14 protein-coding genes and 1 riboswitch are annotated in these 17,526 nt (G+C 70.5%); of the genes, 3 read left to right on the top strand and 11 right to left on the bottom strand.

The features are described from left to right. Positions 1–12: 12 nt before the first annotated feature. The 6 genes from ACGFU7_RS11550 to ligD all read right to left on the bottom strand — a co-directional run bounded on the left by ACGFU7_RS11550 (position 13) and on the right by ligD (position 7,515). The gene (locus ACGFU7_RS11550) at positions 13–1,392 is read right to left on the bottom strand and encodes an FtsW/RodA/SpoVE family cell cycle protein (protein WP_393694592.1); all 1,380 of its coding nucleotides are present in this window, start codon (positions 1,390–1,392) and stop codon (positions 13–15) included. 123 nt (positions 1,393–1,515) lie between these two features. Next, entirely contained in the window at positions 1,516–2,883 is a 1,368-nt protein-coding gene (locus ACGFU7_RS11545) for an ATP-binding protein (protein WP_393694590.1), read from the bottom strand. Next, positions 2,880–3,656: a hypothetical protein gene (locus ACGFU7_RS11540; RefSeq protein WP_393694588.1), complete on the bottom strand. Its 777-nt coding sequence runs from the start codon at positions 3,654–3,656 to the stop codon at positions 2,880–2,882. The genes ACGFU7_RS11545 and ACGFU7_RS11540 overlap by 4 nt, the downstream gene beginning before the upstream one ends. A 115-nt stretch (positions 3,657–3,771) precedes the next feature. After that, positions 3,772–4,101 carry a zinc-ribbon domain-containing protein gene (locus tag ACGFU7_RS11535; RefSeq protein ID WP_393694586.1) on the bottom strand — a complete coding sequence of 110 codons (330 nt, stop codon included), beginning with the start codon at positions 4,099–4,101 and terminating at the stop codon, positions 3,772–3,774. Continuing rightward, positions 4,098–6,278: a HEAT repeat domain-containing protein gene (locus ACGFU7_RS11530; RefSeq protein ID WP_393694584.1), complete on the bottom strand. Its 2,181-nt coding sequence runs from the start codon at positions 6,276–6,278 to the stop codon at positions 4,098–4,100. Before ACGFU7_RS11530 ends, ACGFU7_RS11535 begins: the two co-directional genes overlap by 4 nt. A gap of 340 nt (positions 6,279–6,618) precedes the next feature. After that, entirely contained in the window at positions 6,619–7,515 is an 897-nt protein-coding gene (gene ligD, locus ACGFU7_RS11525; protein ID WP_393694583.1) for a non-homologous end-joining DNA ligase, read from the bottom strand. Positions 7,516–7,576: 61 nt separating this feature from the next. Here ligD and ACGFU7_RS11520 point away from each other — a divergent pair, with 61 nt between their 5' ends. Next, complete coding sequence (locus ACGFU7_RS11520; RefSeq protein ID WP_393694581.1) at positions 7,577–8,650, top strand: Ku protein; 1,074 nt, start codon at positions 7,577–7,579, stop codon at positions 8,648–8,650. A gap of 217 nt (positions 8,651–8,867) precedes the next feature. On the opposite strand, the gene ACGFU7_RS11515 is transcribed toward ACGFU7_RS11520, so the two are convergent. Continuing rightward, complete coding sequence (locus ACGFU7_RS11515; protein ID WP_393694580.1) at positions 8,868–10,817, bottom strand: protease pro-enzyme activation domain-containing protein; 1,950 nt, start codon at positions 10,815–10,817, stop codon at positions 8,868–8,870. Positions 10,818–10,989: 172 nt separating this feature from the next. Continuing rightward, the gene (locus ACGFU7_RS11510) at positions 10,990–12,474 is read right to left on the bottom strand and encodes a hypothetical protein (protein ID WP_393694578.1); all 1,485 of its coding nucleotides are present in this window, start codon (positions 12,472–12,474) and stop codon (positions 10,990–10,992) included. A 315-nt stretch (positions 12,475–12,789) separates the two neighbouring features. Further along, positions 12,790–12,915, top strand: a riboswitch (ZMP/ZTP riboswitch). A 12-nt stretch (positions 12,916–12,927) separates the two neighbouring features. Here ACGFU7_RS11510 and glyA point away from each other — a divergent pair. Beyond that, positions 12,928–14,235 carry a serine hydroxymethyltransferase gene (gene glyA, locus ACGFU7_RS11505; RefSeq protein WP_393694577.1) on the top strand — a complete coding sequence of 436 codons (1,308 nt, stop codon included), beginning with the start codon at positions 12,928–12,930 and terminating at the stop codon, positions 14,233–14,235. Positions 14,236–14,295: 60 nt separating this feature from the next. Here glyA and ACGFU7_RS11500 read toward each other — a convergent pair whose 3' ends face one another. Beyond that, entirely contained in the window at positions 14,296–14,790 is a 495-nt protein-coding gene (locus tag ACGFU7_RS11500; RefSeq protein WP_393694575.1) for a hypothetical protein, read from the bottom strand. Positions 14,791–14,918: 128 nt separating this feature from the next. Next, positions 14,919–15,119, bottom strand: coding sequence for a superinfection immunity protein (locus ACGFU7_RS11495; protein WP_393694573.1), 201 nt, complete (start codon positions 15,117–15,119; stop codon positions 14,919–14,921). Between the two features lie 189 nt (positions 15,120–15,308). On the opposite strand from ACGFU7_RS11495, the gene ACGFU7_RS11490 reads away from it, so the two are divergent. Continuing rightward, positions 15,309–15,686, top strand: coding sequence for a hypothetical protein (locus tag ACGFU7_RS11490; protein WP_393694571.1), 378 nt, complete (start codon positions 15,309–15,311; stop codon positions 15,684–15,686). A gap of 97 nt (positions 15,687–15,783) precedes the next feature. Here ACGFU7_RS11490 and ACGFU7_RS11485 read toward each other — a convergent pair whose 3' ends face one another. Further along, the gene (locus ACGFU7_RS11485) at positions 15,784–17,367 is read right to left on the bottom strand and encodes an SWIM zinc finger domain-containing protein (RefSeq protein WP_393694911.1); all 1,584 of its coding nucleotides are present in this window, start codon (positions 17,365–17,367) and stop codon (positions 15,784–15,786) included. Positions 17,368–17,526 lie beyond the last annotated feature (159 nt).

The following is a 17,526-nucleotide window of genomic DNA, read 5'->3' as shown; positions in this document are numbered from 1 at the left end:
GCGGGTGCGGGATCACAGCTCGTCCTCCGCCATCGGGGAGATGACTCCGGTCTCCACGTGGTCGGGGTGGGGTCTGCGGGCCTGGTCGCTGACCCGGATCAGCAGCGCCACGATGATCCAGTTGGTGACGACGGACGAACCGCCCTGGGCGAGGAACGGCATCGCCATGCCGGTCAGCGGGATCAGCCCCATCACCCCGCCCGCGATCACGAACACCTGGAGCGCCAGGATCGAGGCGAGACCGATCGACAGCAGCCGCCCGAAGGGGTCGCGCAGGGCGAGCCCGGCCCGGTAGCCACGGGCGACGAGCAGCGCGTACAGCAGGAAGACCGCGGTCAGCCCGGCCAGGCCGAGCTCCTCGCCCGCGGTCGCCAGAATGAAGTCGGACTTGGCGGCGAAGCCGATGAGGATGGAGTGGCCGAGCCCGAGCCCGGTGCCGAGCATCCCGCCCGCGGCGAACGCGAACAGCGACTGGGCCAGCTGGCTGGGGCCCCGGCCGGCGTCGATGGAGGCGAACGGGTCGAGCCAGTCCTGGACCCGGCTGTGCACATGCGGTTCGAAGGAGCCGACGACGAACGCGCCGACGGCGGCCAGCAGCAGGCCCACCGCGATCCAGCCGGTCCGGCCGGTCGCCACGTACAGCATGATCACGAAGAGGCCGAAGAAGAGCAGTGAGGTGCCCAGATCGCGTTCCAGGACCAGGACGCCGACGCTGAGCAGCCAGATCGCCACGATCGGGCCGAGCACCCGGCCGGTGGGGAGCTGGAGCTTCCAGATCCTGCGGCCGGTGTAGGCGAGGGCGTTGCGGTTCGCGGCGAGATACGCGGCGAAGAACACGGCGAGCAGGATCTTGGCGAACTCACCCGGCTGGAAGGAGAATCCGCCGACCCGGATCCAGATCTTGGCACCGTTCACCGCGGGGAAGAAGATCGGCACGATCATCAGGACCAGGGCGGTGGCGACCGAGAGATAGGCGTACCGCTGGAGCACCCGGTGGTCGCGCAGGAAGACGACCACCGCGGTGAAGAGCGCCACGCCGAGCGTGGACCAGATCAGCTGGGTGGGGGCCGCCTGGTCCTTCGGGGTCTCCAGGTCGAGCCGGTAGATCAGCACCAGGCCGAGCCCGTTGAGCAGTACGGCGATGGGCAGCAGCAGCGGATCGGCGTACGGGGCACGGAAGCGGACCGCGAGATGGGCGAGAAGGGCGAGCAGCCCCAGGCCCGCGCCGTAACCGGCCACATCGGGCGGGACCGCATCGTTCCTGGCCAGGCCGACGGCGGCGTAGCCGTAGACGGAGATGAGGACGGCCCCGATGAGGAGCAGCAGCTCGACTCCGCGCCGCTTGGGCAGACGTAGATCGGGCGGGGGGGCGTCCGCCGTCGTTGCGGTCATGCCACGCAACGTAGCAAGAGGTGGTGTCTATTTCCCTTATGTCATAGCGGGTATGTCCGCCGACGTGTTCATGGGGGGTCTGCCCGGCGGCCGGCGTCGACGGGGTGCGAAGCTGACGGCCTCTCACTCCTTGTGATGCGGACCGGATTCCGGGTCGCCGGGGCTGTCTGACACCTCGTCGTCCAGCCGTACGTACTCGGGGAGCGTCAGCCGGGCCACTGCCCCGCCGTCCTGGGCGTTGGAGAAGACGAGGCCGGCGCCGATCACCTGCGCCTGTCCCACGGCGATGGTCAGCCCGAGACCGTGTCCCTTGCCGCCGCCCTCGGTGCGGAACCGCTGCGGGCCGCCGTCCAGCAGATAGTCCGGAAAACCCGGCCCGTGATCGCGTACGGTCACCACCGGCCCGTCGACCGTCAGCACCACCGGGAGGCGGCCGTGCTGGTGCGCATTGGCGATCAGATTGCCCAGGACCCGCTCCAGGCGCCGCTTGTCGGTCTCGACCTGTACGGGCGCGTGCGGGCGCCCCGAGCCGGTCTCCTCGAAACGGACCTCGGTCTCCGTTCCGGAGGCGCGCACCACGCGTTCGACGAGCGGCGCCAGTTCGTGGACATCGAGATCGACCTGTTCCGTACGGGCGTCGAGCCGGGAGATCTCCAGCAGATCCTCCGTCAGCCCCCGCATCGTCCGGACCCGGTAGCGCACCAGTTCGGACGGCCGCCCCGGCGGCAGCAGTTCGGCGGCGGCCGAGAGGCCGGTCAGCGGGGTGCGGAGCTCGTGCGCCACATCGGCGGTGAACCGCTGCTCGGTCAGCAGCTTGCGCTGCAGCGTGGACGCCATCGTGTCCAGCGCACCGGCGACGATCGCCACCTCGTCCTGCGGGCGCGAAGGGTCAGCCGTGCGCGGATCGTCGACGCGGGCGTCGAGATCGCCCGCACTGATCCGGCGGGCCACCCGGGCCGTCTGGTGCAGCCGCCGGGTGACCCGGGTGACGGCGAACGCGCCGACGAGCAGGGTGGCGCCGGTGGCCAGCAGGGAGGAGCCGATGATTGCCCCGTCGAGATCGTTGATCGTGCCGGCGCTCTGGCTGTAGTCCACCTCCGTGGCCAGCGCGCGGCCGTCGGCCGGAGCCGCCGCCCACATGGCCGGATGCCCGTTGTGACGGCCGACGAGCGTGCCGCGTTCGCCGGCCACGGCCAGTGCACGCAGGGAGGCGGGCAGCTCCGGCGGATCGATGCCGGAACCCGGCGGGAGCGCCTCGCCCGTCTCGTACGCGTCGGTGACGTCCTCCAGCCGGGACAGCGCCTTCTCGCGGGCCTGGCCGACGGTCTGACGGGTCACCTCGCTGTGGACCAGCACGCTCAGCAGCGCGGCGAGGGCGCAGCACATCACGGTGATGAAGACAGCCGACTTCCAGGTGAGCGTTGCGGTCCAGGAGGGCATGCGCGGCCTGCGCCGCTTCGTCCCGCGCTGCCCGGCCCCGTGTCGCTTCATCGGCGCTCCGCGGAAACGCCGACGGACGGTGTGGCGGTGGGCCCGGCGGTCGTGGGCCTGGCGTTCGGCCGGGTGGTCGTGGGGCTCGGCTGCGGGGCCCTGGACGCAGGCATCCGCAGGATCTCGTCCTGGGTGGGCAGCATCGCGCGCTGCCGGCCGTCCCAGGACCAGGCGGTGCGGTACTCGTACCCGGTGATGGCCGACGGCACCCGCATGATCAGGTCCCGCCCGGCCAGCTCGACGCTGATCACGGCGTCCGCGGTGGACAGGATCCGGGTCAGCCCGCCCGCCTCCGGCATATAGACCCGCACGGAGAGCTGGCGGCCGGGCAACCGGACGCCGAGCACCATCTCGTCCTTGCCGTCGCCCGTCAGATCACGGAAGTAGGGCTGCAGCACGGGGCAGGAAGCCGGCTCGGTGCGGCACGCGACGATGTGCCGGACGGTGTCGGCGGGGAGGTCGGCCGCGCCGCTGGACCGGTTGGGCCGGGCCTTCAGGCCCGCCTGCACCACCGACACCGGGTCCAGACGGCGCACATTCCCGTCCGGCACCTCGATCCCCGGGATGCGTGCGGTCTCGCCCTCGCCGTAGTCGTACGGAGCGGCCGAGGCGGGCGGCAGCTGGGGCCAGAGCCGGGCGGGCCCGATGGCGGGCGGGGCCGCTCCGGCGCTCCGCAGCCCGCCGCCGGTGCCACAGCCGGCCAGCAGCACTGCGCCGACGGCGGCCCCGAGGGCCGCCGCGGTGCGGCACTGCACCCGGCGATGCGGACGCATGGCACCCTCCCTTCCCGTGGTCCATGCCTCATAGACCTTATTCGGAAGGAAGTCCTTTATGCCTATTTAGTACCGTTCGGGGGGCTGTTTCGAGGCGCCGTTCCGAGGTGCTTCTTCAGTGCTGGTAGGGGTTCTGCCCCTGTCCGCCCGGCGCGTATCCCGGCTGTCCCTGCCCCTGCGCCTGCCCGAACGGATTGCCGTCCTGCGAGGCGGCATGCTGCGCCAGCAGCTGTTCGGCCTGCTCCTTCGGGATCTGCTGCTCCCCGCCGCAGAATGTGCACTGCGTCGCGAACTTCGTCGAGAACGGGAACAGCGGCACGAAGAACAGCGTGAACTTCGTGACCCGCTTGCGCAGCGTGTGCGCGGCCGGATTGCCGCACCAGCCGCAGACCATCGTCAGGATGGCCAGCTGATACAGATAACCCCGTGTACCGAAAATGATCATGTTGTGGGTCCCTTCCCCGTATTACCCGGAAGCGCCTGCCGGCAGAGCGCCAGCAGCTTTTCGTCCTCGTATGTGTCGTGGCTGCTGAATCCGCCGTCCATCGCGTTGTGACGGCGTACGGAGGCGAGCTCGGCGCGCAGCACACGTGCCACGTCCGACCCTGCACCAGCGACACCCATCCGCGCCAGACATTCCGCCACCCGGACCCGGACATGACGGTTCTGTTCCCAGGCCGCCAGGAGCACCGGCACGGACTCCTCGGCCCGCCCGGACACGTCCCACAGCGCGACCGCCGCATCCACCCGCAGCCATGGCTCCTCGTGCCGGAGCAGTGCGCGCAGCCGGGGCGCGGTCACCGCAGCCGCCGTCCCGAGCCTGCCCAGCGCGTTCACCGCGGAGCGCCGCTCGTGGGCGCGCTCCGCCTGCAGGCCCTCGATCAGCACCGGCAGCACGGCGTCGGCATCCGCGTCGACCGCCCACAGGGCCTCCGCGGCCTCCGTCGCCGAGGTGCTCCCGGGACGGCGCAGCAGCGTACGCAGCTCCGGTACGGCACTGTGCGCCGCGGGCCCGAACGAACCGAGCGCCCGCAGTGCCGCCGTACGCAGCCACTCGCCCCGGTACTCCGGCGCGCCGCGCAGCACCCGCAGCACCTCCGGCATCGCCTCGTCCGCCCGTAGCGCGGCCAGCGCCGTGAGCAGCGGGTTCGCCCGGTCGTACGCCTCCTCGTCGAGACGGACCTCGCCGAGCCTGCGGCGCAGCACAGCGGTCAGCGGGGCCGCTGCCGCCCCCAGACAGCCGATGGCGAACCCCACGTCGTGCGGCACCTCGGGCCGCTCCAGCGCGGCGGCCAGCGCGGGCACGGCACGGGCGTCGCCCAGCCGGGCCAGCGCCTTCACCGCGCTGCCGAGCCCCGGAGGCCCGCTCGGCCAGTTCTGAACCCAGGCGCCGGGGTCTGCCGCCACCCGTGCCGCCAGCGCGTCGGCGGCGGGCGCGGCGAGTCCGAAGAGCTCCTCCAGCACATGTGCGGCGGCCTCGGCCAGCCGTGGCTCGGGGGTGGCGAGCTGCTCACCGACCAGCCGGACCAGCTCCTCGTACGACCCGCGCCAGGCCCGGATCAGCCCACTGCTCATCCGGAGCGCATCGATCCGCTGCTGGTGGTCGGGGCTGCGCAGCTGATCGGTCAGCAGCGCCGTCCGCTCGGCGACCCGGTCGTCGAGCCCGACATGCAGTGTCCGCAGCAGGTCCGCCGTCCAGGGGGCGGTCCGCCCCGAAGTCTCCTCGTCGGACAGCGCCCGCAACTGCCCCACCAGGGTCACCGGCGCGGCTCGCTCCTCGACGGGCGGTTCCCCGGCCCCGGTCGCCTCCGTGTGCGCGTCGACGGCCGCGACCGCCTCGGCCGGACCGGCCTGCGCATCGACCGCGGGGGCCGCCCCGGCCCGACGCGCGGGCACCGAGCGCAGCTGCCGCAGCAGCCCCGTCACCACCCGTACGACATCGCCCGGCAGCGCGTCCGGTGCGCACCGCGCCAGCTGGGCCAGCGCGGCGAGCCGCAGCCCCGGCGGGAACCCCTCACCGGCCAGCCGGGTCAGCCAGTCGGCCGCCTGTCCGGCCAGTGCACGATGGCGCAGGGCGACCCGCCCCGCGGCCTCTACCAGGGCGAGCCGCACCTCCTCGGCCGGCTCCACCGGCAACCGCTCCCGCAACAGCGCGAGAACCCGCACCGGGTGGCTGTGGAGCGTGGCGAGCGCCAGGGGAGCGGAGAGCCGCACCCCCGGGTCCTCGTCGGCCATCAGCTCGAAGAACACCCCGGCGCCCGTGGTGACGGCGGTCGCCGCCATCGCGTAGTTCGCCGCGCCCTCGATCTCCTCCTCGTCGAACTCGTCCTCGTCGTCCCCGTCCAGATCGATGCCCCCGATGCTGGTGAGCAGCTCGACGATGCTGCCCCGGTCCTGAATCCCCGGATCCACGACCAGCTCGAAGAGAAAAGGAATGCAGGCCAGCGTGCAGGCGTACACATCACCCTGGTGGTGAACGGCTCCGTACATGCCGTCCAGCGCCGCCTCGCGCTCCGCCGGATCGGCGGACGCGAGACCCCGCAGCATCGCCGGCACATCATCGGCAGGCCCGTAGGCATGCTCCATCGAGGCCCAGTCGACCTCGTCGATCCCTGCGAACACGCCATCGCCTCCCCACGCAATTCCACGAAGCAGTGTCTGCGAGGAGTGTGCACCACGGCTCGGACGCTCCGCCCTCCACATGCGGTCTTTTCCTGGCGAGCATGACAAGATCGTCCGCCATGCGCTATGTGCTCCGGGGGCGAATTTCGGACGCATCGATCGTCGGGAGCACTGATCGAGGACACCGCGAGAATCGCGCCCGCCCGGTGATCGACAAGCGCGGCGGAAACAAGCCCGTCCGGCGGTCGAGGACAAGGTTGAGGACAAGACGGAGCCCGGACGACCGACGCTCACTCCGGTCCCGGGAGCGGCCCCGGAGCCCAGACCCCGGCCCGCCCCCCTACCGCGCAGTCGGCAACCCCCGAGCCCGGTTCGGATTGATGAGCGGCCCCAGCAGATCCCCGTACCGCTCCAGCCGCGCCCCCATGTCACCGGCCAGGAAGACCAGCTTTCCGGGCGCCCGGCACTCCTCGATCTCCGCCCAGGTGACGGGCGCCGAGACGGTCGGTTCGGGCCGGGCGCGCAGCGTATAGGGCGTGGCGGTCGTCTTCGCCGCCGCGTTCTGGCTGAAGTCGACGAACACCTTCCCCGGCCGCAATGCCCGCGTCATCCGGTGCACGACCAGCCCCGGGAGCTCCTGCTCCGCCTCGACGGCCAGTCCTTTCGCGTACGCCGACACCCGATCGGCGGGGGTCGGCTCCAGCGGTACGAGCAGATGCAGCCCCTTCGACCCGGAGGTCTTCCCGTACGAGAGCAGTCCGTCCGCCGCCAGCCGCTCGCGCAGCCACAGCGCGACCGTGCAGCACTCCACCACGGTCGCGGGCGCACCGGGGTCCAGGTCGAACACCATCCGGTCGGCGATCCCGGGCGCATCGGCCTGCCACTGCGGAGTGTGGAATTCCACCACCAGATTGGCCGCCCACATCAGCGAGGCGAGATCCTGCACGACCACCTGTCTGGCCTGCTTGTCCTCATGGTGCGGCACAGCGGTGGTCCGTACCCAGGACGGCGTACCCGGCGGCGGATTCTTGGTGAAGAAGCGCTGCCCGTCCGGCCCGTCCGGATAGCGAAGGAAGGACACGGGCCGGTTGTACAGATGGGCGAGCAGGGCCCCCGCCGCGGTGGCCGCGTAGTAGTGGAGCACCTCGCCCTTGGTGGTTCCGGTGGCCGGATACAGCACCTTGTCGAGATTGCTGAGCGCCAGCCGCCGCCCCTCCACCTCTGTGATCGGCGTCATACGATAAGAATCACACGTTTCCCGGATCTACAGGTATCTGTACGGACACAAGGGGTGAACAGTGCGGTCCATCTGGAACGGCGCCATCTCCTTCGGGCTGGTCAGCATCCCGATCAAGCTGGTCAACGCCACCGAGAGCCATTCGGTCTCCTTCCGCCAGATCCACCTCGCCGACGGCGGCCGGATCCGCTACCGGAAGGTCTGCGAGATCGACGAGCAGGAGGTCACCGCCGCCGATATCGGCAAGGCGTACGAGGACGCCGACGGCTCGATGATCCCGATCACCGACGAGGACCTCAGCTCCCTGCCGCTCCCCACCGCCAAGACGATCGAGATCGTCGCCTTCGTCCCGGCCGCCTCGATCGACCCGCTCCAGATGGACGCGGCGTACTACCTCTCCGCCAACGGAGTCCCGGCGGCCAAGCCGTACACCCTGCTGCGTGAGGCGCTGAAGCGGAGCCAGAAGGTCGCGGTGGCGAAATACGCGCTGCGCGGCCGCGAACGGCTCGGCATGCTGCGGGTGGTCGACGATGTGATCGCCATGCACGGCCTGCTCTGGCCGGACGAGATCCGCAGCCCCGAGGGCGTCGCCCCGGAGACCGAGGTCACGGTCCGCGACGCCGAACTCGACCTGGCCGACGCACTGATGGCCACCCTCGGCGAGGTCGACATGGACTCGCTCCACGACGACTACCGCGAGGCGGTCGAGGAACTCATCGCGGCGAAGGCGGACGGCCGGACCCTGGAGCCGGCGGAGGCGGACGCCTCGGGCGGCGGCAAGGTCATCGACCTGATCGCAGCGCTGGAGAACAGCGTCCGGGCGGCGAAGGAGGCCCGTGGCGAGGAGCCGGAGCCGGAGACCGAGAAGGAATCGGCGAACGCCCCCGTCGCCAAGGTCACCTCGCTCACCGGCCGCAAGAAGTCGGGCGGAACCGGAGCGAAGAAGAAGGCCACGGCGTCCACCAAGAAGACGGCCGCGAAGAAACCGGCGCCGAGCAGGGCACCCGCCAAGAAGACCGCCGCGCGGTCGACAGCGAAGTCGTCCGCCAAGACGACGGCGAAGAAGACCACCGCGAAGTCGGACACGAAGTCGACGACGAAGAAGGCGGCCCCTCGCAAGCGCGCCTCGGCCTGAGACGCGGATGAGTGGCGGGCGGGCCCGCGCACAGCATTGACGAGGGGCGGACGGCACGGGCCCGCGCACAGCACTGACGAGGCGCGGACGGCACGGGCACGGGCCCGCGTACGGCACTGACGAGGCGCGGACGGCACTCGCACGGGCCCGCGTACGACCGACGGCCGCCCCGGAACGAAAGCCCCGGGACGGCCGTCGAAGTGCATCAACCCAAAGCTCAGTGCAGGCGGTACGAGTTCACGTAACCGGCCGCCGGAGTCCCGACACCCGTCACGTCGTCATACCCCTTGACCGCCTTGAGCGAGGCGTCCTTGCCGAGGCTGCGCACCGACGTCAGTACCCCGTCCGCCGCGTCGAAGCCGTTGGTGAAGTCGACCCGGGCCACCGCGAGGTCGCGGTTCGGGCCCAGCGGGTGGTCGGTGACGTCGTGGTACGCCTTCGAGCCGTACCGGGCGTAGATCGACGGGTTGGCGAAACCGATCGGCAGACCGTGCCGGGCCTGCTGCGCGAGCGCCTGGACACCGGCGATGACCGGCGCGGCCAGTGACGTACCACCGATGCGGTACTCGTCGTAGCCGAGCGAGCCGTCGGGCAGCGTCTGGGTCTGGCCGACCAGGAAGCCGGTGTTCGGGTCGGCGACGGCCGCGATGTCCGGGGCCGTGCGCATCCGCATCTTCCCGTTCGCCTGCGCGAGCGAGTCCGGGACGACGCCGCGCTGGTAGAACGGCTGCTTCACGGACGAGCTGGTGCCGCCGCCCGCGCCGGAGGTGTACGCGCCCGGGAAGCCGGTCCAGCTCTTGCCGTCGTCGGCGAGGCTCGCCTTCAGTGTGCCCCAGCCGGTCTCCCACTGGTATGCGTCGTTCTTGCCGACGGCCAGTGCGGTGCCGCCGACCGAGGTCACCCAGGCGGAGTTGGACGGGACGTCGATCTGCTTCGTACCCGTGGACGCGACGTTGTCGCCGTCGTCGCCGGACGAGAAGTAGAAGCCGATGCCCTCGATCGCGCCCATCTTGAAGACCTGGTCGTACGCGGCAGCGACGTCCGGGGTCTCATTGGCCTCGATGTCGCCCCAGGAGTTGGAGACGATGTCCGCGAGCCGGTGGTCGACGACCTTGTTGAGCGAGTCCAGCAGGTCGGCGTCGTAGCAGGAGGCGCCACCCACGTACACGATGTCGGCGGCGGGCGCGACCGCGTGCACGGCCTCGACGTCGAGGGTCTCCTCGCCGTACCAGCCGGAGGCCCCGCACTCCTCGGTCTTCGTGTAGTCGGCCGGCAGCACCTGGCTGAGCTGCCCGCGACGGTACGCGGCGTCGCCGTTGCGCTTGGCGTACTCGGCGGCGTCCTTCGCGATGGTCGGCGAGGCGTACGCGTCGGTGATCGCGACGGTGACGCCCTTGCCGGTCCAGTCGCCCGCACCGTACGCGGCGCGCAGCTGCTTGCCGGTGTACCCCTTGACGGCGTACGGCACCTTGGACCCGTAGGCGCTCGGCAGCGTCGACGCGGTCTTCGAGCCGTAGTACGAGGAGAAGGGGCCGGCGTTGCGGAACACCGCGTCCGGCGGCGGCAGCGTCTCGTCGTGGCTGGACTTGTGCGGCGCGTTGTCCAGGCCGGAGACGGCGAGAACGGCATCGCTCAGCCCGGCGGGCACGGAGGCGGTGGCAGCCGGGGCATGGTAGGTTCGGCTGCCCTTGCGGTAGTTGCGCAGCTGGGTGCCGAACGCCTTCTCGGCGGCGGCGACATCACCGGTGGCCGAGACGTAGTGCTGGTTGGCGCCGGTGACGGTCAGCCCGTTCGACTTCAGCCACTGGCCGACCTGGTCGATCTGCTGCTGAGTGGCCCCGAACCGGGCCTGCGCCTGCTGGGCGCTCAGGTACTTCCCGTACGAAGCGGACTGCGGGTCGGACACGGCGGCGGCGTAGGCGGCCAGCCCCTTCGCGTCACGTCCGGCCAGATGGACCCGGACGCTGACCTTGCCGCTGTCGGACGTGGCCCCCTGGTCGGCCTTGGCGGTCGCCCAGACAGGCTTGGTGCCCTGCAGCGCATCCCGGCCGCTCGACGCGGAGTCCGCGCTGGCGTTCGGTATCCCGAGGGCGAGCGCACCGGCAAGCAGCGGCAGTGTCGCTGCCATGCTCAGCGCGGCGCGACTTCTCGCGCGGCTGGTTCTCATGTAACCCCCTGCGATGTGGGTCTTCGCGTGTGGAGCATGTGCCGGATGATGTGCACATGTAATGCGCCACTCTGGCGAGGAACGCCTCATGCAGGGGGCATGCATTCACCAAGAATCGACCAAGTGAGCCTGGTCATGGGGTAGTTCACGGAGAATCGGCGGAAATGTACCCTCAGGTGTTCGAGACCGAGTCCGTCGGGCCGGTGCCGAGCGAGGTCGAACTGGTCACGTACGTGCAGCCGGTGTACCGATACCCGGACTGGATCTTCGAACCGTCCGCGTAACTGCTGACAGTGGCGCTGGACGAGCCCCCTCGGTGCTTGTACAGGAAGTGGTACTCACCCGCGGGCAGCCACAGCGTCACCTGCGGATAACTCTTCCCCTTGGCCTTGCAGGCCGACAGGGATCCGGTCACCCAGGAGTACGACGTGCAGCTGCCGCACCCCTTGATACTGACCCGGCCCGTGACCGGCCCGGTGTACAGGATCTCGACCCCGTCGGGGGCGTCATTGCTGATGACGAGTTGCATCCGGGCCCCGCCCGGCCGGCCCGAGGGCGGCAGGTGCTTGCCGGCCGCCGCCCGCGTGTCGGCGATCTCGGCGGCAATGGCGATGTCCCGGGCCCGCTCCCTGCGCTTGTCCCTCTTGTATGTGGCGGCGAACTCCGTCAGCGTCTGCCGCGCCTCGCCGAACCGCTTGTCCTTGAACTCCGCGAGCCCGCAGGCGTAGACGCCGTTCTCGATGGAACCGTCGGCATTCCCGGCCAGCGCCGAGACCGACTTGTCCGGCAGCGCGAGCGCCGTCGCGCGGAGCCGGCGCAGTGTCTCCGTGGCCGCGCAGGGATTGCTCCCGCGTACGGCCCCGCTCTGCTCCGAGATCTTCCTGGAGACCGCCGGCCCCACCTTCTCGGCCTGCGCCGACCCGGGGAACGTACGCAGCAGCTCGCCCAGTTCATGACTTTCCGTACCGGCGGCCGGGTCACCCAGCTTGGACACCCCGCATTCGTACAGCGAGGTGGCCAGCGGACCGTCGGGATAGCCCGCGAGATCGCCGAGCAGCTTCGGATCGATGGATCCGGGCACGGTCCGCAGATAGGTCAACGGCTCGATGGCCTCGCAGTGCTTCTTCTGCCGGTACGGCGCCGAGACCGCCCGGTAGTACGCGTCGAGCCGCTTCGGTACGAGCTTCCCGGCCCTCGACCCGGCGTGCTCCTCACCGAGCTCGCGGTAGACGGCGAGCGCCGACCGGTAGTCGCCCTGTGCGGCGCCGAAGGTCTTGGCCGAAGCCGCCGCAACGGTCCTGTCACCCGTGTCCAGCCGGTCGAGCAGCATCTGCTCGACGGCCTCGTCCTGCGCGGAGCCGTAGAACACCACGCCCCCCGCAGGCACCGCCAGCAGCACCAGGCCGGCCACTGCCGCCACCATCGGCCGCCACGACCCGCCGACAGCCCGACGCCGGGCGATCCGCCCCCCGTCCACGGCCGCCAGGACCAGCACGACGAGATACGCGACGACGAGCCCCTCGGCCACCCCGTCGGGATCGGCCGGCAGTGCGACGAGCAGCAGCGCACCGGTCGCCACCCAGCACAGCGCGGTCCTGAACCAGCACCGCATCAGCGCATAGCCGAGCCCGAACCCACTCAGATTGAGCAGCCCCACGGCCACAGAACGCAGAACACTCCCGGGCGGCGGCGGCCCGACCGTGGGCGGCCGGCCAGGAGGCGGGGGAGGCGGCGGGGATGCGGGTGGCGGCGAAGGAGTATTCCCTGCCCCGAAACGAAGCTGATCGTCCCAACTCACGTCGGCCCCCCAACCGTTGAGCGAGTCGGGCCTGGAACCGCACCCGGTTGGATTACCATCCACGACGCCCCGAACAGTGTCAATCCGGACGCCTGTACGTCCGTGCGCCGCCCGACGACTCGCCAGCGGCATCGAACCGGTATCGAGGCGGCCCGGCCCCGCACCCGATAAAGTGACCGGTGCCGCGACTGGCGCGTACCCCGACAGGGGTGCTCTGTGGAATCGACCACGAGGGAGCGGCACACCCCGGGCCCGCCCGGGGGCGTCATAGCCGGAGAGCCGTCCGCCTGGGCATCCGGGTCCACTGCAGCAATGCGACCGACCCGGGAGGACCCCGTGACCGTATCCGTATCACCGCTCACCCGTCACAGCGCACTGGCAGCCGCCGACCCGGAACTCGCCGCACTGGTGGCGTCCGAGGAACAACTCCAGGCGGACACCCTGCGTCTGATCCCCAGCGAGAACTACGTCTCCGCCGCCGTACTGGAGGCATCCGGCACCGTCCTGCAGAACAAGTACTCCGAGGGCTACCCGGGCAAGCGGTACTACGAGGGCCAGCAGAACATCGACCAGGTCGAGACGCTCGCCGCCGAACGCGCCAAGGCGCTCTTCCGGATGGACCACGCCAATGTGCAGCCGTACTCCGGCTCACCGGCCAACCTCGCCGTGTACCTGGCGTTCCTGAAGCCGGGCGACACCGTGCTCGGCATGTCGCTGCCGATGGGCGGCCACCTCACACACGGCTGGGGCGTCTCCGCCACCGGCACCTGGTTCCGCGGGGTGCAGTACGGCGTACGGCGCGACACCGGTCGCATCGACCTGGACGAGGTACGCGACCTGGCCCTCGCCGAACGCCCCGAGCTGATCTTCTGCGGCGGTACGGCCGTGCCCCGGACGATCGACTTCGCGGGCTTCGCCGAGATCGCCCAAGAGGTCGGCGCGGTCCTGGTCGCCGATGTCGCCCACATCGCCGGCCTGATCGCAGGAGGCGCACACCCCTCACCCGCCCCGTACGCCGACGTGGTCTCCACCACCACCCACAAGACCCTGCGCGGCCCGCGCGGCGCGATGCTGCTGAGCAAGGCGGAACACGCACGCGCCATCGACCGCGCCGTCTTCCCCGGCCTCCAGGGCGGCCCCCACAACCAGACGACGGCAGCGATCGCGGTCGCCCTGAAGGAAGCCGCCCGCCCCGGCTTCAGCGCCTACGCCCACCAGGTGGTCGCCAATGCCCGTGCTCTGGGCGAGGAGTTGGCGTCCCGCGGCTTCGACCTGGTCTCCGGCGGCACGGACAACCACCTCCTGTTGATCGACCTGACCTCCCGCGGTGTTCCGGGCAAGATCGCGGCGAAGGCCCTGGACCGGGCCGGAATCGTCGTCAACTACAACACCGTCCCCTACGACCCCCGCAAGCCTTTCGACCCCTCCGGCATCCGTATCGGCACCCCGGCCCTGACCTCCCGAGGCGTCCCGGCCTCGGAGATGGGCACGGTCGCGGAATGGATCACCCGCGTGGTCGAGGCGGCCCGGCTCGGCGACGAGTCGGCCGTCGCGAAGGTGCGCGCGCAGGTGAAGGGCCTGATGGACGGGTATCCGGCACCGGGATTGCCGGTGGCCTGACGCGGGGGGCCGGAAGGGCGGCCGGGCTCCCTGACGTTGCCGTCACCGCCGCAGGTGCTGCTACGCCGCCTCGCGCCCGACAGATCCGATGGCTCGGTCCATGACGGGCTGAGCCGACGTTGAGGAGAGCGATCCCGGATTCACTCGTTCCTGCGGCCGGAGGACGACAGAGGACAGGGCGGTGACGGCGATGAACAGCGCCAGGGGCCCGAGCGGCATCACGATGTCCGGCCGGTCGCTGAGCTGATCGATGTATTGGCCGACGGTGAAGAACCAGCCGACGGTGCCGACGGCCACGATCAGATACACGCGACCCTCACGCAGCAGTCGCATGCCCACCCACAGCACGGCGGGCATGACCAGCATCGTGTTGACGACCGCCGCCGAGAACGCGGTATCTCCGGAGCCTCCGAGATCACCGCCCGCATTCGTCGCGGCCTGCTGCCACTGGGACAGTGACAGGCCGTCGGACAGCATCAGATGGGACAGGGCGGCGGCGATCACGGTCACGACCAGCGCCTTACCGATCCGTGAAGCTAAATACGTCATATGCACGGCGTCACGATAGGGCGCGTACGAATCCGGGCCGGAGCGGGGCCCCAAGGTATCTGCCCCGGGACACCCTCGACTTCACCGGCCGGCTGAGCCGCCGGGGCCCGCCATCCGGCTCGCGAGCACGGACATCACGCCGCGGCGGACACCCTGGGCTTGCGCAGAGCCAGATAGAGGGCCAGAACCCAGCCCACGAGAGTCGCGCCGAAGACAATGTTGATGATCAGGACCAACCACCGGTCCCCGCTGCTCCGGTTGAAGGCGATCAGCGACGGCAGCAGGTAGAACGCTGTGCCGATCACAACGACTATCACGGTCAACACAGAGTCCATGAGGTTCCTTTGATCGAAGTACCGGGGCCGGTCACCGTACATGGCTGAGGTGCACAGTTGCGTCCCCTGTACGAGAGCACGCTCGGCCGCCCCTTGCGGTTCCCCGGTCCGACCCGGCCCGGCGAAGGCGCGACGGCACGAATGACCGACCGGCCGCAGCTCGCAGTGGACCGCGCCTATGCTCGCTGGATGGAGCAGAGCGAAGTGGTGAAGCGTGTCGTGGGAATTCTCACGGAGGCGGGCGAGATCCGTCGGCTCCTCGAAGAGAACGTGGACCGCGACGATGTCGAGACCGATCCGAGCGTGGTGACCGCGCTCCTGAACGAGACGATGCCCCGGATCTCGATCCCCGAGGACGCCTCGATCGAAGAGGTCGCGGTGCTTGTGGGCCGGGAGGTCGGCGGCGCGGTGGAGCAGTTGGTCGGCGCGTTCACTCTGGCCTTCGCGATGCTGGCTCAGGTGCACGACTCCGGGCAGACGGATGTGTCCTCCGCCGACGTACTGCAGGACCTGGCGTTGCGAGCGGAACAGATCGGTTCCGGCGGCTCGGAGGACATGGACCCGTAGACCGCACGGCCCGAGCCGACCGGCAGTCGCTCGTCCGCCGCATCAGACTGAGGTATTCCGTCCTCCGTGCCCACAGGTGTTCGTGCGGCCGGCGGGGTCACAGGCTGTGCTGGTCGAGGAGCCGCATGAGATTCCGCTTGCGCCGCTGGGCGGCTCGCAGGGCAGCGACGTACGACTTGAACTCGTCCTCGGTGCCCAGGCGGCGGTGGCAGTCGCGGATGCTCAACAGCAGGCTGGTCAGCTGCTCGTAGACCGTGTTGCCGGTCTGCTTCGTGAGAGGTTCGACCATGCGCAGATAGACGCGGAGCGCGTCGGAGGGACGAGAGGCACGTGCCTGGTCGGCGAGGGCGAGCCACTGCCGGTCGTGGGCGCCGGTCTCGGCCGCGGCCTGCCAGGCGGTGGCGATGTCTTCGTCGTCGAGCAGGGCGTCGATCAGGACAGGTCCGCCGTACCAGGACTGCTGCCGCTGTTGCGCATCGGCCCGCAGCAGCGCGAGAGCTCGCTCACGCTCCACCTGCCAACAGCCGGCCGCCTGCGCTGCTGTACGCAGCTGCTGGTACGCGGCCAGGGAACGACGCGCGGCGAGGACGACGCGGCGCAGGGCGACGGCGTCGGAGAGCCGATCCGCGCGGGTGTAACGGTCGCAGAGGTAGTCCACCAAGGCGAGGTCGGGAGTGACGGGGGCAGACGCTTCTTCGATGCCGCGCTCCGCCCACCGGAGGGACTCGTCGGGACGGCCTGCGGTGTCCAGTTCGCGGGCGATGACCAGGTGGGTGCTGCCGTCGGGTGCGAGGTCTGCCGCGTGAACGGCGACCACGGTGTCCACATCATTGCCCGCCCTGGCCAGCCGCTCCATCAGGTACTTCTCCGCCCACCCGGTGCGGTTGCCGCGCCACGCCTCGACAGCCAGCTGTCGTACGGTCACCATGCCTTGCTCTCCGAGGACATCCGCGTAGTCGAGCGGGTCGATGCCCGTGAGGTCGTCCAGGTCACTGAGCACATGCCGGACCAGCCACCGCCCGGTCTCGTCCGGGTCCGGACGAGCCGTACGGCACGCGTCGAGATGGGCTTCGGCGAGAGCGGCCCCGATCTCGCTCAGCTGCCCGTCGGAGTCGTCGATGCCGTCCTGCACCTCGCTCAGCAGCCGCATCGCCTCCCGCGACAGGTGGATCGCGTCCTCGGCCCGCCCGGTGGAGGTCAGCGCGGTGATCGCGGACACCGCCTGCGCGGCTTGTTCGCCATACGCGCGGGCATCGGCGTGCTCGACGTATCCGTACCGCGCGAAGGGGGCGATGTCGAGGAGTTCACGGATCCGGGTACGGACCTCGGCCAGGTCTCCGCGGGCGCTCGCCGCCCGCAGTTCCAGGCGGCGGCGTACCTGCCGGTCCTCGGCGATCTGCTCCCGGACAAGGGCGAGGAGTTCGTCCCTGGAGAGTCCGGTCAGCCACACGTCCAGCTTCTGTGCACGACTCCGGGCTCGGCTGCGCTGCTGCGGCAGCGCAGCCGCCTCGGCGAGCGCGGTCAGGCCGAGTGCGACCAGGTGCTTGCAGAAGTTGCCTTCCATGCCGTACGGGCAGTCGCACTCCCCACCCAGCCTGCCGGGTCCGCCGAGGGACAGCTCCACCGCGTACGCGTCCGTCCCATGAACCGTGGCCGTGATCCAGCCGTCGCCCACTTCCATGGCGGTCACCGCATCCACGTATCCCCGGCCTCGCTCGAAGGAGCGTGGACCGGCCAGCGCGCGCAGGTCGGTCTCGTCGAATCCCGTTTTCCGTGCCACACGGTCATTCAACCGGAGGGCGGGAGCGTCGCTCTGCGGTATTCAGGAATCTCGGTGGTG

Origin of the sequence: Streptomyces sp. NPDC048473 (assembly GCF_043200155.1) — a bacterium.
Classification (GTDB): domain Bacteria; phylum Actinomycetota; class Actinomycetes; order Streptomycetales; family Streptomycetaceae; genus Streptomyces.
Note: the sequence above shows the minus strand (reverse complement) of the source record. Positions and strands in the feature narration are given on the sequence as shown.

What these genes read in the sequence shown, in the direction of transcription:
- ACGFU7_RS11540 (WP_393694588.1), bottom strand. Translation starts at nt 3,656, where the DNA reads ATGCGTCCGCATCGCCGGGTGCAGTGCCGCACCGCGGCGGCCCTCGGG.
- ACGFU7_RS11515 (WP_393694580.1), bottom strand. Translation starts at nt 10,817, where the DNA reads ATGAGAACCAGCCGCGCGAGAAGTCGCGCCGCGCTGAGCATGGCAGCG.
- glyA (WP_393694577.1), top strand. Translation starts at nt 12,928, where the DNA reads ATGCGACCGACCCGGGAGGACCCCGTGACCGTATCCGTATCACCGCTC.
- ACGFU7_RS11535 (WP_393694586.1), bottom strand. Translation starts at nt 4,101, where the DNA reads ATGATCATTTTCGGTACACGGGGTTATCTGTATCAGCTGGCCATCCTG.
- ACGFU7_RS11550 (WP_393694592.1), bottom strand. Translation starts at nt 1,392, where the DNA reads ATGACCGCAACGACGGCGGACGCCCCCCCGCCCGATCTACGTCTGCCC.
- ligD (WP_393694583.1), bottom strand. Translation starts at nt 7,515, where the DNA reads ATGACGCCGATCACAGAGGTGGAGGGGCGGCGGCTGGCGCTCAGCAAT.
- ACGFU7_RS11485 (WP_393694911.1), bottom strand. Translation starts at nt 17,367, where the DNA reads ATGGAAGTGGGCGACGGCTGGATCACGGCCACGGTTCATGGGACGGAC.
- ACGFU7_RS11490 (WP_393694571.1), top strand. Translation starts at nt 15,309, where the DNA reads ATGGAGCAGAGCGAAGTGGTGAAGCGTGTCGTGGGAATTCTCACGGAG.
- ACGFU7_RS11495 (WP_393694573.1), bottom strand. Translation starts at nt 15,119, where the DNA reads ATGGACTCTGTGTTGACCGTGATAGTCGTTGTGATCGGCACAGCGTTC.
- ACGFU7_RS11545 (WP_393694590.1), bottom strand. Translation starts at nt 2,883, where the DNA reads ATGAAGCGACACGGGGCCGGGCAGCGCGGGACGAAGCGGCGCAGGCCG.